This window comes from Paenibacillus sp. GP183, from assembly GCF_900104695.1.
In the GTDB taxonomy this organism is placed as follows: Bacteria; Bacillota; Bacilli; order Paenibacillales; family NBRC-103111; genus Paenibacillus_AI.
The window spans coordinates 124,664-138,560 of the sequence record NZ_FNSW01000001.1; the positions used below are offsets into that span (position 1 = coordinate 124,664).

At 47.2% G+C, this 13,897-nt stretch carries 13 protein-coding genes and 1 other RNA gene; 13 read left to right on the top strand and 1 reads right to left on the bottom strand.

Features of this window, described 5'->3' with window-relative positions; translation table 11 throughout:
- Window positions 1–22: 22 nt before the first annotated feature.
- The 8 genes from recO to rnpB all read left to right on the top strand — a co-directional run bounded on the left by recO (window position 23) and on the right by rnpB (window position 7,976).
- On the top strand, window positions 23–772 hold the full coding sequence (recO, locus tag BLV33_RS00595) for a DNA repair protein RecO (RefSeq protein WP_090786945.1): 750 nt from the start codon (window positions 23–25) through the stop codon (window positions 770–772).
- A gap of 322 nt (window positions 773–1,094) precedes the next feature.
- Window positions 1,095–1,559, top strand: a complete 465-nt coding sequence (locus BLV33_RS00600; protein WP_090786947.1) for a YaiI/YqxD family protein — start codon at window positions 1,095–1,097, stop codon at window positions 1,557–1,559.
- Window positions 1,560–1,622: 63 nt separating this feature from the next.
- Window positions 1,623–3,479, top strand: a complete 1,857-nt coding sequence (dnaG, locus tag BLV33_RS00605) for a DNA primase (protein WP_090786949.1) — start codon at window positions 1,623–1,625, stop codon at window positions 3,477–3,479.
- A gap of 39 nt (window positions 3,480–3,518) precedes the next feature.
- A complete protein-coding gene (rpoD, locus tag BLV33_RS00610) occupies window positions 3,519–4,637 on the top strand; it encodes an RNA polymerase sigma factor RpoD (protein ID WP_090786952.1) in 1,119 nt (372 codons plus the stop codon).
- Window positions 4,638–4,743: 106 nt separating this feature from the next.
- Window positions 4,744–5,574, top strand: a complete 831-nt coding sequence (locus BLV33_RS00615) for a hypothetical protein (RefSeq protein WP_090786955.1) — start codon at window positions 4,744–4,746, stop codon at window positions 5,572–5,574.
- A complete protein-coding gene (locus BLV33_RS00620) occupies window positions 5,575–6,354 on the top strand; it encodes a tRNA (adenine(22)-N(1))-methyltransferase (protein WP_090786958.1) in 780 nt (259 codons plus the stop codon).
- A complete protein-coding gene (locus BLV33_RS00625) occupies window positions 6,330–7,439 on the top strand; it encodes a Nif3-like dinuclear metal center hexameric protein (protein ID WP_090786960.1) in 1,110 nt (369 codons plus the stop codon). Before BLV33_RS00620 ends, BLV33_RS00625 begins: the two co-directional genes overlap by 25 nt.
- Window positions 7,440–7,526: 87 nt before the next feature.
- Window positions 7,527–7,976, top strand: an RNA gene (gene rnpB, locus BLV33_RS00630) — RNase P RNA component class A.
- A 172-nt stretch (window positions 7,977–8,148) separates the two neighbouring features.
- Here rnpB and BLV33_RS00635 read toward each other — a convergent pair.
- Window positions 8,149–10,089 (bottom strand): S8 family peptidase, encoded by a 1,941-nt coding sequence (locus BLV33_RS00635; RefSeq protein WP_090786963.1) that lies wholly within the window; start codon window positions 10,087–10,089, stop codon window positions 8,149–8,151.
- A gap of 139 nt (window positions 10,090–10,228) precedes the next feature.
- On the opposite strand from BLV33_RS00635, the gene BLV33_RS00640 reads away from it, so the two are divergent.
- The 5 genes from BLV33_RS00640 to BLV33_RS00660 all read left to right on the top strand — a co-directional run bounded on the left by BLV33_RS00640 (window position 10,229) and on the right by BLV33_RS00660 (window position 13,832).
- Complete coding sequence (locus tag BLV33_RS00640) at window positions 10,229–10,729, top strand: DUF3907 family protein (RefSeq protein WP_090786967.1); 501 nt, start codon at window positions 10,229–10,231, stop codon at window positions 10,727–10,729.
- Between the two features lie 146 nt (window positions 10,730–10,875).
- On the top strand, window positions 10,876–11,085 hold the full coding sequence (locus BLV33_RS00645; protein WP_090786970.1) for a DUF1540 domain-containing protein: 210 nt from the start codon (window positions 10,876–10,878) through the stop codon (window positions 11,083–11,085).
- A gap of 29 nt (window positions 11,086–11,114) precedes the next feature.
- Window positions 11,115–11,465 carry a UbiA prenyltransferase family protein gene (locus BLV33_RS00650; protein ID WP_090786972.1) on the top strand — a complete coding sequence of 117 codons (351 nt, stop codon included), beginning with the start codon at window positions 11,115–11,117 and terminating at the stop codon, window positions 11,463–11,465.
- Window positions 11,466–11,740: 275 nt separating this feature from the next.
- Window positions 11,741–13,075 carry a hemolysin family protein gene (locus BLV33_RS00655; RefSeq protein WP_253186927.1) on the top strand — a complete coding sequence of 445 codons (1,335 nt, stop codon included), beginning with the start codon at window positions 11,741–11,743 and terminating at the stop codon, window positions 13,073–13,075.
- Window positions 13,076–13,157: 82 nt separating this feature from the next.
- On the top strand, window positions 13,158–13,832 hold the full coding sequence (locus tag BLV33_RS00660; RefSeq protein WP_253186928.1) for a lytic transglycosylase domain-containing protein: 675 nt from the start codon (window positions 13,158–13,160) through the stop codon (window positions 13,830–13,832).
- Window positions 13,833–13,897 lie beyond the last annotated feature (65 nt).

The window sequence follows — 13,897 nt, forward strand, 5'->3', positions numbered from 1 at the left end:
GCAGATCGCTGGGGGAAACGATATGCTGCGCAATGTTCAGGGGATCGTGCTCCGCAGCACGGACTACGGCGAAGGAAATAAAATCATCAGCTTGCTGACCGCGGAGCTTGGAAAGGTCAGTGTCATGGCCCGCGGCGCCAAAAAATCAAAGAGCCGCCATGCAGCAGTCACTCAGGTTTTCACCCATGCCGATTTTGTTTTTTTTAAACAAAAGGGGCATATGGGAACGCTGAATCATGCTGATATCATAGAGGGACATCACGCTCTGCGGGAAGACTTGAGCAAATCCGCTTATTCGGCTTATTTAGTTGAAATGACGGACCGCATGCTTGGTGATGAGGAAGGCAGCGCCTACATATTCGGGCAGCTTAAAGCGGGATTAAGCGCAATTGAAGACAATAAAGATATGCAAATTGTGATACATCTCTACGAGATGAAAATGTTTGAACTGGCGGGGTATTTGCCGGTCACTTCCAGCTGTGTCTCCTGCGGTGCCGAGGCTGATCTCGTCTCATTCAGTCCTTCCATGGGCGGGGTACTGTGTATTCGCTGCAAGCATAAAGATCCTGTGAGCATTCCGGTTTCCGAAGGGACACTAAAGCTGCTTAAGCTTTTTCCCGTAATGGACATGAACCGTCTTGGAGCTGTTCAGGTCAAAACAGAGACTAAGGAACAACTTAAAGCTAGCATGAAAGCTTATATGGATACGCATATCGGGATTAACTGGAAATCAAGAGGTTTCATTGAACAAATGGACAAATACGGCATGTAACGTATCTCGCTTTTATGTGTTTTTTGCATATCAGCGGGTTTTTTTATGCGTTCGATTCAAGAGCAGCGCACATACTTATGTCATATATGGAATCAGCCGATCATATTTTAAAAAGGTTAAAACTACAGGATTTGCGGGTAAATAAAAGGAAAGTCATGATTTCAGGACATTCCTGTATGCGTTCAGGCTAAATTTATGCAACCTATGCCAAATTCCTGCGTATTAATTTAGAATCAATCGTCACTTCTGAAGCAGGATTTTTTATAACTTCATCGTATATAATAGTACGGCAGGAATTTGGGGAACTCGGGGGCTTTGGAAGATGCAAGCAAGTAAAATTGTTGTAGACGCCGATGCCTGTCCTGTAAAAGCTGAAATCGTCAAAGCTGCCGGACAATATGGCGTTCAAGTACTCATGGTTGCTTCCTTTGACCATCGATTGAACGAAAGCGAAGGAGTAACCGTCGTACAAGTAGACCGCAGCGACCAATCCGTGGATCTGTACATTGCGAACCATCTCAAGGCAGGTGATATTCTGGTTACCCAGGATTTTGGTCTCGCTGCTATCGGACTTGGCAAACGGGCTATCGCTTTATCGAACCGCGGACAAACCTATACCGACAGGACGATAGATTTCTTGCTTGAAAAAAGGCATGAGTCAGCGAAGCAGCGGCGAAACGGCAAGCATAGTAAGGGACCAAAGCCATTCACCGATGAAGACCGCACCAACTTTCTGCAAACTTTGTCAAAAGTTTTAGCAAATTTGCAGGATTATGGCTCCGGGTAGCGAATAGTTATACGTCGGAAACGGCGGCGTCCAATGGGCGTTACTGAATTGAAGGTGGTTAGATTGAGCTACGGACGTATACCGGAAGAAGTCATTGAAGCGGTTCTGGCTCGTCACGATATCGTGGAGGTCATTGGCAAATACGTTCATTTAACTAAACAGGGCCATTACATGAAGGGCCTCTGTCCATTTCATTCCGAGAAGAGTCCGTCCTTTACAGTCACGCCGGAGAAGCAGATCTACCATTGCTTCGGCTGCGGGGTCGGAGGCAATTCCATTCACTTTTTGATGGAAAAGGAAGGATACAGTTTTGCCGAAGCGGTTCGAATTTTGGCAGATGAAGCAGGTATTCCGATCAGTTGGGAGGAATCGACAGCGGAGCAAACCGAGCAGCAAAAAGAGAAGGCATCCCTTCTTCAAGCTCATGAGTTTGCTGCAAAGTTGTACCAATATATTCTAGGCAACACGGAGCAAGGCAAAAAGGCATTGGTCTATCTTCGTTCCCGCGGTATGTCGGATAAGCTGATTGAAACATTTCAGATTGGTTATGCCCCTGTAATGTGGGATACACTTGTCCTGCAGCTGGAAAAGCGCGGATACGACATGCAGCTTATGGAAAAAGGCGGTCTGATCTCGGCAAGATCCGAAGGCAGCGGCTACGTAGATAAATTCCGGGAACGCATCATGTTCCCTATTTGTGACTCTACGGGCAAAGTGATTGCTTTCGGCGGCAGGGCAACGGGCGATGTGCAGCCCAAATACCTGAACAGTCCGGAGACGATGCTCTTCAATAAGAGCCGCACTTTGTATAACATGCACTTGGCCAGGCCTAATATTCGCAAGGCGGAAAAGGCCGTTTTGTTCGAAGGATATGTGGATGTTATTAAAGCCTGGGAAGCGGGAGTTCATAATGGGATAGCAACCATGGGCACTGCGCTTACCAAGGAGCATGCGGGTATATTGAACCGAAACAGCGAAAGAATCGTATTATGTTATGACGGGGATAACGCCGGGCAATCCGCTGCATTCAAAAGCATTCCAATTCTTGAGGAAGCCGGTTGCAAAGTTTCGGTAGCGATGCTGCCGGATAACCAGGACCCTGATGAATATGTAACCGCCCATGGTTCCGAGCGATTTGTGCGGGAGATTGTGGAGCCTTCCGTACCGTCGATGAAATATAAACTTCTTTACATTCGAAAAAACTTCAAGCTGCACGAGGACGGCGATCGAGTCCGATATTTGCAAGCTGCGGTAAAAATGATCGCTGATCTATCTTCACCTATTGAAAGAGAACATTATCTCAAGCAATTATCTTCAGAATTTCCGGATTCTTCTTATGAAGCTTTAAAGCAGGATTTGACGGAGCACCTGCTGTTATCGGAAAAAAACAGAAATACTGGGGATAATAAACCATTTCTGTGGAATAATGTTATGAATAATAGGAGAGCAGCGGGGGCGAAGCACCTCACTGGGTTTAGTGATGTGTATAACGCTGAAAGCGAATTAATTTTTTTTATGATTCATGATAAAGACATCACGCATTATGTCCAGGAAAAGCTGGGGGCTCAATTTATAGAAGATAAGTTCGCGGCGTTGTCTGCCTATCTGTATTCCTTTTATTCAGAGAATGATACGAATCCGGGACTTTTTATTTCCAAGATCCAGGACGCGAAATTAAGGGAGCTGGCCACGTCCCTTGTGATGAAAGACGCAAGGCCCATTCATATTGAACAGATTCAGGAAGCGGATTACAGGATACAAACCATCCTGAGCCATTATATTCGTTTGGAAATTGAAGAAAAAAAAGCCGAGGCGAATCGACTTGTTCTTTTGAAAGATAACCTATCGGCAGCAAAAATTCTTAGTGAAATAAGATCCCTAGAAGATAGAAGAAAAGTGATGAAAAGTTCTTCTAGCTAATTCAGATGTTCGACTGACTAGGGAGGAGGGAGTACGAATATGGCGAACGATCAGCGCACAGAACTGGATACAGATTTAACCTTGGAGCAGGTAAAAGAACAGCTCATGGAGCAGGGCAAAAAACGTTCTTCACTCACTTACAAGGATATTATGGAGAAACTGGCTCCATTCGATCAGGATCCCGAGCAAATCGATGAATTTTTCGAGCATCTTTCGGAAATGGGGATTGACGTGGGAAATGAGTCGGATGACGAGACGTCGGTTAATCCGGAAGACAGAGAGCATGACGAATTTAATTTCGACGATGATCTTACCCTGCCTCCGGGCATTAAGATTAACGATCCGGTTCGCATGTATTTGAAAGAAATCGGCCGTGTTCCCTTATTGTCGGCAGAAGATGAAGTCGATCTGGCCAAACGTATAGAGAATGGCGACGAAGAAGCCAAACGCCGCTTGGCCGAAGCGAATCTGCGTCTCGTAGTCAGCATTGCCAAACGCTATGTAGGCCGGGGTATGTTGTTCCTTGATTTGATTCAAGAGGGGAACATGGGACTGATCAAAGCAGTGGAGAAATTTGATCACACCAAAGGATATAAGTTCAGTACCTATGCTACCTGGTGGATTCGCCAAGCCATTACTCGCGCAATAGCGGACCAAGCAAGGACCATTCGAATTCCGGTACATATGGTAGAGACGATTAACAAGCTTATTCGTGTCTCCCGCCAGCTGCTTCAAGAGCTTGGGAGAGAACCTACACCGGAAGAAATTGCCAAGGAAATGGATTTGAGCACCGATAAAGTGCGTGAGATTATGAAAATTGCGCAAGAGCCGGTCTCCCTCGAAACTCCGATCGGAGAAGAGGATGATTCACATCTCGGCGATTTCATAGAGGATCAAGAGGCATTGGCGCCCGCGGATGCGGCGGCCTATGAACTGCTCAAGGAGCAATTGGAAGATGTGCTGGATACGTTGACCGAGAGGGAAGAAAACGTGCTTCGGCTCCGTTTTGGACTCGATGACGGGCGTACGCGCACCTTGGAAGAAGTTGGCAAAGTATTCGGCGTCACTCGTGAACGGATTCGCCAGATTGAAGCAAAGGCGCTTCGCAAGCTGAGACATCCGAGCCGGAGCAAGAGATTAAAGGATTTTTTGGAATAAACGCGTAACTGATGACCCTGCCACAATCCGGCGGGGTATTTTTTTGCAAAAACTTCTAAATCGATAAGTCTTTACGGCCGATAAAGTAGCTAGGAAGGTGAAAACGATGGAAGATGAAAAAAGAAGATTGATTGTAAAAGAAATTGATCATTGGCGCAGAAGCCGACTATTACCCGAGCAGTATTGTGATTTCCTGATGAATTTGTATCTGGAGGACGGAAAGGATAAGCCCAAATCATTCCTCGGTGTTTCTGCGGAGTCCATCATAGCCAGCAGTTGGAAGATCTGGGTGCTTGTTCTGGTGATTATTGGATGTATTTCCTTTTCTGCTCTTAATTTTAACTCTTTTGGAATTGCAATGCAAATCGTGATTTTGGCTTTGTTGGTGCTTGGTGGTTACACCTACGGTTTCAAAAAAAGGAATGACGCTCCGCTTGCCACTCATTTGCTTTTCGGAATCGCTTCGATCTCGCTGCTCTTTATAGGTTTATACATAATGAAATTACATGGATGGAATTCCCCTGGTCAAAATGTGGGATACATAGCTTTTTGCAGTATCATATGGCTGCTGGCCGGAATATCGGCAAAGATGAAAGCCTTGCAATTCAGCGGTTGGGTTGTACTGCTGGGCACCTATGGGTGGCTGCTGGTTCATAAGCTGAGAGAGCCTATTTGGTGGCCGCTCGAGCTTAGCTGGCTGCCGGTGGCTGTTCTATTTATTTGGTTGGCTTGGCTGGTGCATCATACGAGCAAAGAGGTATCGGGCAGCCTCTTTTTTATCGGGTTTCTTGCTCTCTTCGCCCCGGAAGTGATAAGCTTTTTAACAGACGTGCATACATCTTCGCAAGCGATACAGCTATCTTTTATGATAAAACTGATCGCAGCGGGTATCGCGCTGTACTTATTACGAAAAAAATGGATAGAGTGGGTTATGTAAATGACAGTCAAATTATCAAAACGGCTGCAGCGGATCGCGGATAAGGTTCCGTCCTTCAGCCGTTTGGCCGATATCGGATCGGATCACGCCTTGCTGCCCGCTTATCTGGTGCAAGCTGGAATCGTAACATGGGCCATAGCCGGAGAAGTCAACCCAGGTCCCCTTGCAGCCGCTGCTAAGCAAGTGAAAGAATCCGGCCTAACCGGTAAAATTGAAGTTCGTGAAGGAAATGGTCTGGAGGTGCTGTGTTCTGGGGAAGTCGATGTCATTTCGATTGCCGGAATGGGAGGCAGCTTGATCGCTTCGATTCTGGAGGGAGGCCAAGATAAGCTGAGCAGCGTAAACATGCTGGTCCTTCAGCCTAATGTTGGGGAAGATCAGGTCCGCCGCTGGCTGGACAGGCATCAATGGCTTTTGGAATCCGAAGACATCCTGGAAGAGGACGGCAAGATCTATGAAATATTGACAGCTGTTCCTGCGGGGAGTCATGCAAAAAACAGATCAGAGATGTTAGAAGCTCTTTATCAAGTCCGCAAGCTTGGTCCTGATAAGGAAATCGGGAAAGAAAGACAGCTTCAGATGGGACCTTACCTGCTGCAGGAGGCTGGAGAAGTATGGCACCGCAAATGGCAAGGCGAGCTCGACAAGCTGGAAATGATCCGCGAGCAGCTGTCGCTGTCCGATGCTGATGCTTCCAAACTCAAAGCTGAAACCCTGCGCAAGGAAATTCAGGACATCCGGGAGGTGCTTGCCCTTTGCTTGCAAAAGGACAAACCGTAATTCAAATCTTCGAGCAGTTTTCTCCCAAGCATTTGGCTGTGCATGATGATAAAATCGGCTTGCAGCTCGGAACCCTTCAAAAAGACATTCGCAAAGTGCTCATCACGCTTGACGTCACCTGCGCCGTTGTAGAAGAAGCCATTCAAGAGCAGGTTGATCTGATTATTGCTCATCATGCGATCATCTACCGTCCGCTCTCGCACCTGCAAACGGATACTCCTGCAGGACGGCTTTATGAGAGGCTTATCAAGCATGATATTGCTGTGTATATCGCGCATACGAATCTGGATGTCGCCGAAGGCGGCGTGAATGATATGATGGCTGAGGCGCTGGGGCTGTTTGATCTAAGTTATCTCGAGGCTGTGTACACAGACAAGCTGAAGAAGCTCGTCTGCTATGTTCCGCAGACGCATCACCAGCAGGTGCTGGATGCCCTGTTCGCCGCCGGAGCCGGCTCGATCGGGCCCTACAGCAACTGCAGCTTCAGCTCCCCCGGTACCGGCACATTCCTTCCGCAGGAAGGAACGCACCCGTTTATCGGGGAGCCGGGCCAGCTGGAACGCGTACAGGAGGTACGCGTCGAAACGATCGTGCCTGAAAGCTTGCAGCGCAAAGCTGTTCAGGCCATGATCAAGGCCCACCCCTACGAGGAGGTGGCCTATGACCTGTACCCGCTGGAGCAGGCGGGTCGGGTTCACGGGCTCGGCCGCGTCGGCAAGCTGCCGGCCGCCGTCACTCTGCGCGAGCTGGCCGAGCTCGCGAAGAGTGCCTTCGACGTGCCCGCGGTGCGCGTCGTCGGCGATTTGGAACGGCCCATCCGCAAGGTGGCCGTTCTGGGGGGATCAGGCGGGCGCTATGTGCGCCACGCCATCTTTGCCGGCGCCGATGTGCTCGTCACCGGCGACATCGATTACCACACCGCGCACGATGCGGACGCGGCGGGGATTGCTCTGCTCGACGTGGGACATAACGTCGAGAAGATCTTGAAGCGCGGCGTAGCGGCATACCTTGCCGCGCAGCTCGCGAACACTGCAACGCAGGTGCTGGCGTCGCAGGTGGATACGGAGCCGTTTAAGTTTCTATAACGGCTGATTTCTTGCCGGCGCCATCCTATGGAAAAGAGTTGCGGTTGAATTCCTTAGCAAATCGCTGTATACTAGCAGTTGCATTGGAAAGTTTGACAGACAATCGCTGGCTGAGGATTACTCCGAGGCGAGAGGAAAGTCCGGGCTCCAAAGGGCAGGGTGCTGGATAATGTCCAGTCGGCGCGAGCTGAAGGATAGTGCCACAGAAATGGACCGCCGATGGCACCGCCGTCTAACGACAGCGGATGTCGCAGCCTTAAGGCTGTGACCGCACAGGCAAGGATGGAACCGTGGTGTAAGAGACCACGAGGATGTAAGGTGACTTATGTCCTGGTAAACCCCACTTGGAGCAAGACCTAGAGGGACGCAGGCCGCTCTTGAGCGGCAGCCTTTGCCCGAGGCGCGTTCGGGTTGGTCGCTTGAGCCGTGCAGCAATGTACGGCCTAGATAGATGATTGTCACTTCAATGGTGGGAGGGCGCTAGACACCCGATGGACCACCGGAAGTACAGAACCCGGCTTACGGCAAACTTTCCATTAGTCTTTTACCAGGATCATCAAAAAACAAAAGGATAGCCGACAGCGGCTACCCTGAGACCGTCGAGACATTCTCGACGGTCTTTTTTATTGGAAAATGACCAAACATCATCAGCTTTTTCATGCTCCTTGTTTCTAATTGTCCCTAAGGGTCCTCTGCCCAGCCATATGTTTCAACGCTTATTAAAAAACCAATTCAGAGTCTGCTGCAGCCTGCCAAGCGGATCTGTAAAAAATGAAGGTGAAGCAGGAGCTGCTTGTCCGTTGTTCGTTTTATTGTTTACATTTCTTCCATTTGCGGTATTAACAGCCTGCATGACATTGATGAGGCCGTAGCCGAAATATTTATCTTTCCCGGGGTCGCCCAAATCTTGCGCGCTTTTACGCATGATTTCGTACACCTCCGTGTTTTTCAACGATGGATTAGTTGAGCGAATGAGAGCAGCCAGAGCTGTCACATGGGGGCTGGCCATCGACGTGCCGGAAAGTGCGGCATACTGATTGTTCGGATAGGTGCTTGCAATGCTTACGCCTGGGGCGGTTACATCAATGTAATCCCCGTAATTGGAGAAAGGCGCCTTTTTATTGCTGGAATCGCTGGCTGCGACCGCAAAAACCTCCGGATAAGCGGCAGGATAGCCGGGCTGCTCGGTATTATCATTGCCGCTTGCTGCGATCAGTGCAACATCATGATTGAATGCATAGGTTACCGCATCATGCAGGAAGCTCGAATCCGCATAATTACCCAGGCTCATATTGATCACTTTTGCCCCATGGTCGGTTGCCCAAATGATGCCCTGTGATACGGAATAGGTGTTTCCCGCACCGGTTTTATCCAACACTTTTACCGGCATAACCTTGTTGTACCAAGTCATGCCAGCGACACCGAGGTTATTGTTCACCAGAGCAGAGATGACTCCCGCGACATGCGTACCATGGCCGACATCATCATTGGGACTAGCGTTTTGATCGACAATGTTCGTACCAGCAACCAAATGGTCCTTTAAATCCGGATGATTAAGGTCCACTCCAGTATCTACAACAGCAACGACGATGTCCGAGGCACCACGATTAACCTGCCAGCCCTTAGGGGTCTCAATGATTGGCAAATTCCATTGGTACTTGCTGTACAAGTTATCATTGGGAATAAAATCAGGAGTGATAACTGCAGGTGAGTCACTGGAAAAGGGCTTCGGCTGGGCCGAGGCGCCGTTAACTGTTTCGCTCATCCGTTCATTAGTCATGTAAAGGTAATGAGGCTCTGCATACTCGACATCCCATTTTGAAAAATAAGACATCAACTGTTTGGCTTCCATCGAGCCAGCTTCAAAAACGTAAGTATATCCGAGCTTCTTTGACCCGCTGGCCCCAATTTCTTTATGAATTTGCGCTAGCTGAGCCTGGGTCGGGTCCTGTTTAAAGCGCACCGCCACTTCGTTTTTATGGTAATGGCTTGTATTCTGATTATCTTCTGGGTGATTGACTTTTTTATCCCGTAAAGTTCCTGTTTCAACGGATTCGATTTTCCATTTATTCTCGTTCGGGTAGGGCTCCAGCCGCAAGTTTTTACGTTGATGATCGGCAACTTTAGATAAAATATCTTGATGAATGACACCAATCAGAGAGCTCGTCCCATCGGATGAGGGTACCCCAAGCACAAAATAAGATTGGCTGCCCTGGCCGATATTTGGGGACTGGTAACTCGTTCCGGTCTTAACCTTCTGTTTTGCAGTTTCCATATAATTAGCCGCGGGCTTCTGTATCTCTTGCTTGAGGGTTCCGATTTTGGTTCCGGACATCAGTGGCTCAGCATGCTTGGACCAGACCAGGTAATCCATTTTCTCATGCATCGCTTTCATCTCGGATAATATTTCTGCAGCAGATTTACGGTCATGAATGCCATTGATCATTTGATGAAAATCGACCGAGCACTGAGTCCGGCATAAATCATCCGTCAGCTTTACATCCTGGTTCAGCAGTGTCTGTTTTGCACTTAATTCATAAGCTGTGCTGTAAACTTCAGGCGTCGGCGGTGGTTCCGTCCCTCGATGCCCGGCAATCACAAATATCCCTAAACCGACGATGACCATAAATGATAATACATAACGCCACATGGTATAGCCTCCTTTTGCATGTATCTTAGGTTGAGGTGAGGAGGGATGTTTTATGCACCGAATTGAACGTTTTGATATACCTTTTAATGTGATTTTATGGTACGATAGAACAAGCGCAAATAGAGGAGGTCACTGAGGCATGGCTGTTTTCAATGTAAAAAATGTTTGTGATTCAACCCGTACCAAGCTTAAAGAAGCAACCGCAAAATTGGAGCTGTTCTTGAACCATAGCTCACTAAACCAGCTAAATGCGGAAAATGATCCGGCCATGGACGAATTTTACCGGGGGTATCTGCAGGATACTCGAAATCTATTGGTGTTCTGTGAAGTCGCTTATGAAAAACTGGGGGTGTGCTTGCGCCGCCCAACTTTTAATGTAGAGTTTTCCGAGAAGGTTTTATATGAGGTTTATCATACTTGTGTGAATACATTCTTTTACCCGAAAAATGAATGCTACTCTGAAGACGGCCGTTATGCATATACGGGGCAGGATGCGATTCGCTTTCGCAAAAAACCAACCCGCGAGGTTCGCGATTTGACTGTAGAGATGTCCAAAATATTTGAGCAGCTGCGCGAAGACTTGTCTTATTATGAAACAGATTATATTACGCAGCGCCGAATGCAGGGTGAGAAAATATAGCAAGTGCAATCATGAGAATCATTTGCACGATACAGAGGGATGCGGCTTGAGGCGCATCTTTTTTGTTTGCTTTGGTGTTATCTAACAAACTCCGATAGCGAATATCCGCTCCTGTCCGTGCCGATGCTAAGGGAGGGGTGATAACGATGCCGGATGTGAAATGTTCTGTGGCAAACTGCGAATATTGGTCAGTGGGAAACAATTGTCACGCAAAATCGATCATGATCGAAATTGATAAACACGCTAGTGTAAGCTTTAACGAGGAATTTGCAGCTGAAGCCTACCGTACAGAGCATAAGGATGCCGCAAGAAATGCGGCGAATACGTGCTGTCAAACGTTTGAACTGAAAAAATAAAAATAGCTTTCCGGACGGGAGGTTATACAATGTTTTACGAGGAGTCGGATTGGGACAAAGAACAATCTGAGAAGCTGAAAAGAGACGCACGCTTCAAGGGCCATGTGATCATAGGTTCCGAAGAGGAATTTGCAGAGGAAATCGCGGTTCCATCCGTAGACAAATCTGCCAATTTGTCCAGATCCAAAAGGATCGGCTATGCAGCCTTGATCTTGGCGCTTCTGTCCATGTTTATCTGGCCCGTAATTCTTGGCCCCGCTGCCATAATCCTTGGTTTTATGGCCTATAGCGGAGGAAAACGCGGCCTCGGCAGTTGGTCCATTGCTTTAGGACTGCTATCCTTCGCCGCCTATTTCTTGCTCATGCGTATGCATTCTTGAATAAAAATAAAGAAACAAGCCTCATTCGGGCTTGTTTCTTTATTTTTATTTGAAAAAAGGGCTGAGAATGGACTGTGGCCGGATTATGACCGCTGACAGTCCGTTTTGAGCCATTAATACCCCTGTAGTTGATCATTTTGGCTTGTGGAGTCATAATGGAAGATTTGACTGTATAGGGTAGTAATATATAATAAAAAGTGATATCTGAAATAAATTTATTTTCAAGGGAGGTGCACCCATTCTCCTCGGCGTTATTGTAGGGGATGGGTAAGGTATTGGATAGTGATCCGTTACCGCTTTTATTAAAGTTAGGCTTGGTTTTATTATTGGTTTTATTAAACGGTTTTTTCGTGGCAGTTGAATTTGCCATGGTCAAGGCAAGAGGAAGCCGCATCGATACAATGGCAGAAGAAGGCCGCAGGAATGCGAAGTTCGCCAGAGGCATCATGAATAATTTGAATGCCTATCTATCGGCGTGTCAGCTCGGGATTACACTGACGTCCTTATTACTTGGTTATGTGGGTGAGCCAGCCTTTGCCTTATTGCTGGAACCGGTGCTTAAACCGCTTGGATTATCGGATGGACTTTTTCATACCATTACATTTATCATAGCATTTACGTTGATGACCATCTTCCATATTACACTGGGTGAACAGTTCCCCAAAACCTATGCAATCCGTAAAGCGGAGAGCATTACTTTGCTTGCCGCGCTGCCTATTGTTCTCTTTTACAAGCTCATGTACCCTTTTATCTGGTTGTTAAACGGGATATCCAACTGGATGCTGCGACGCGTCGGGATTGAACCGGAAAATGAGCATGATACAGCTCATACGGAAGATGAAATCAGGGTATTGATGAAGGAAAGCCACAAAAACGGCCTTATTGATAATACAGAGCTTACGCTTGTCGATAATATATTTGAGTTTGCAGAAACAACAGCCAAAGAAATCATGATTCCAAGAACGGAAATGGAATGCTTGTATGCCAATCTCTCTTTTGGCGAAAATCTAGCTTTTGCTGTCAAGGATATGCGGACTCGTTACCCTGTTTGTGATCCCGATAAAGATAATATCATCGGTTTCGTCCACATTAAGGATTTATTGAAACCCGATGCCAATCTCAAAGGGATTAAGAAAATAATGCGTCCTATTACGACTGTGCCGGATTCTATCCAAATCAGTGATTTGCTGAAAATTTTACAGAAAAAGCGCAGCCAAATGGCGCTGCTTATTGATGAATACGGCGGTACTTCAGGCCTCGTGACCCTGGAAGATATCATGGAGGAAATTGTCGGAGAAATTCAGGACGAATTCGATGAAGAGCGCCCAACCATAGAGATGAAGGATGAGAATACATTCTCTATTGATGGATTGCTTCATATTGACGAAGTGAATGATTATTTCGGCCTTGAAATTGCTTCGGATGATTATGACACCATCGGTGGCTGGATTTACTCCCAGATTGAAATACCTCCAAGCAAAAATCAGCAGGTCATCTACAATGATGAATTTGAGTTTATGGTGGAAGAAACCGATCACCTTCGCATTTCTCGGGTTAAAGTTCGCAGAATCGCCGAGCAGGATGATGTGCTCGAGCAAAATATATCTTAAGCTGAGGCAGCCGCCTCTGATCGCAGAATGGTCTGGGGCGGCTAATCTAAGAAATAACCATTGTTTAGAAGCGAGGATGCAAATGAACATTGACCCAAGAGTCATGAGCCAGCTACTTAAGCTCCAGATGCTGAACAGCAGCACGTTAATCTCGGGAGGGACTCCTGATCCCGAACAGTCAGGCTCTGATTTCAGTGCTATTTTGCAAAGCTATTTGGGACAGGCATCGGCGAATCCCGGGTCTGTATCTACAGATCCATTAGCAAGCTCATTTCTCCCTGCCAATCTCTTGGGTATAAACCAATCCTATTCTCCATTGCAATCTTTATCCAGACAATCGGCGCCGGGTAATTATGAGGCATTAATCAATCAAGCCAGCAGTCGATTTGGTGTGGATTCAAGCTTGATCAAAGCAGTCATTGATCAGGAATCCTCATTTAACAAGAGCGCGGTTTCATCCGCTGGCGCCAAGGGGCTGATGCAGCTAATGGACGACACCGGAAGCGGCCTAGGAGTCACTGACCCTTTTGATCCTCAGCAAAATGTTCATGCTGGCACGCTTTTTTTATCCTCTCTGCTAAAAAAGTATAACGGCAACGAAGGAACGGCTCTAGCCGCTTATAATGCAGGCCCGGGACGTGTAGACCGGCTTGGCATCCGTAATGATCTGGATTTGCAGCAAAAGCTGCATTTATTGCCAAAGGAAACTCAAGATTATGTAACTAAGGTACTTGGATTGAAGCAAAAATACGAATAGCTTGGAAGAAAAGCCGAACCAATTTAATTGGTCTCGGCTTTGTTTGTTCTTGAGTTCTTTTTTAA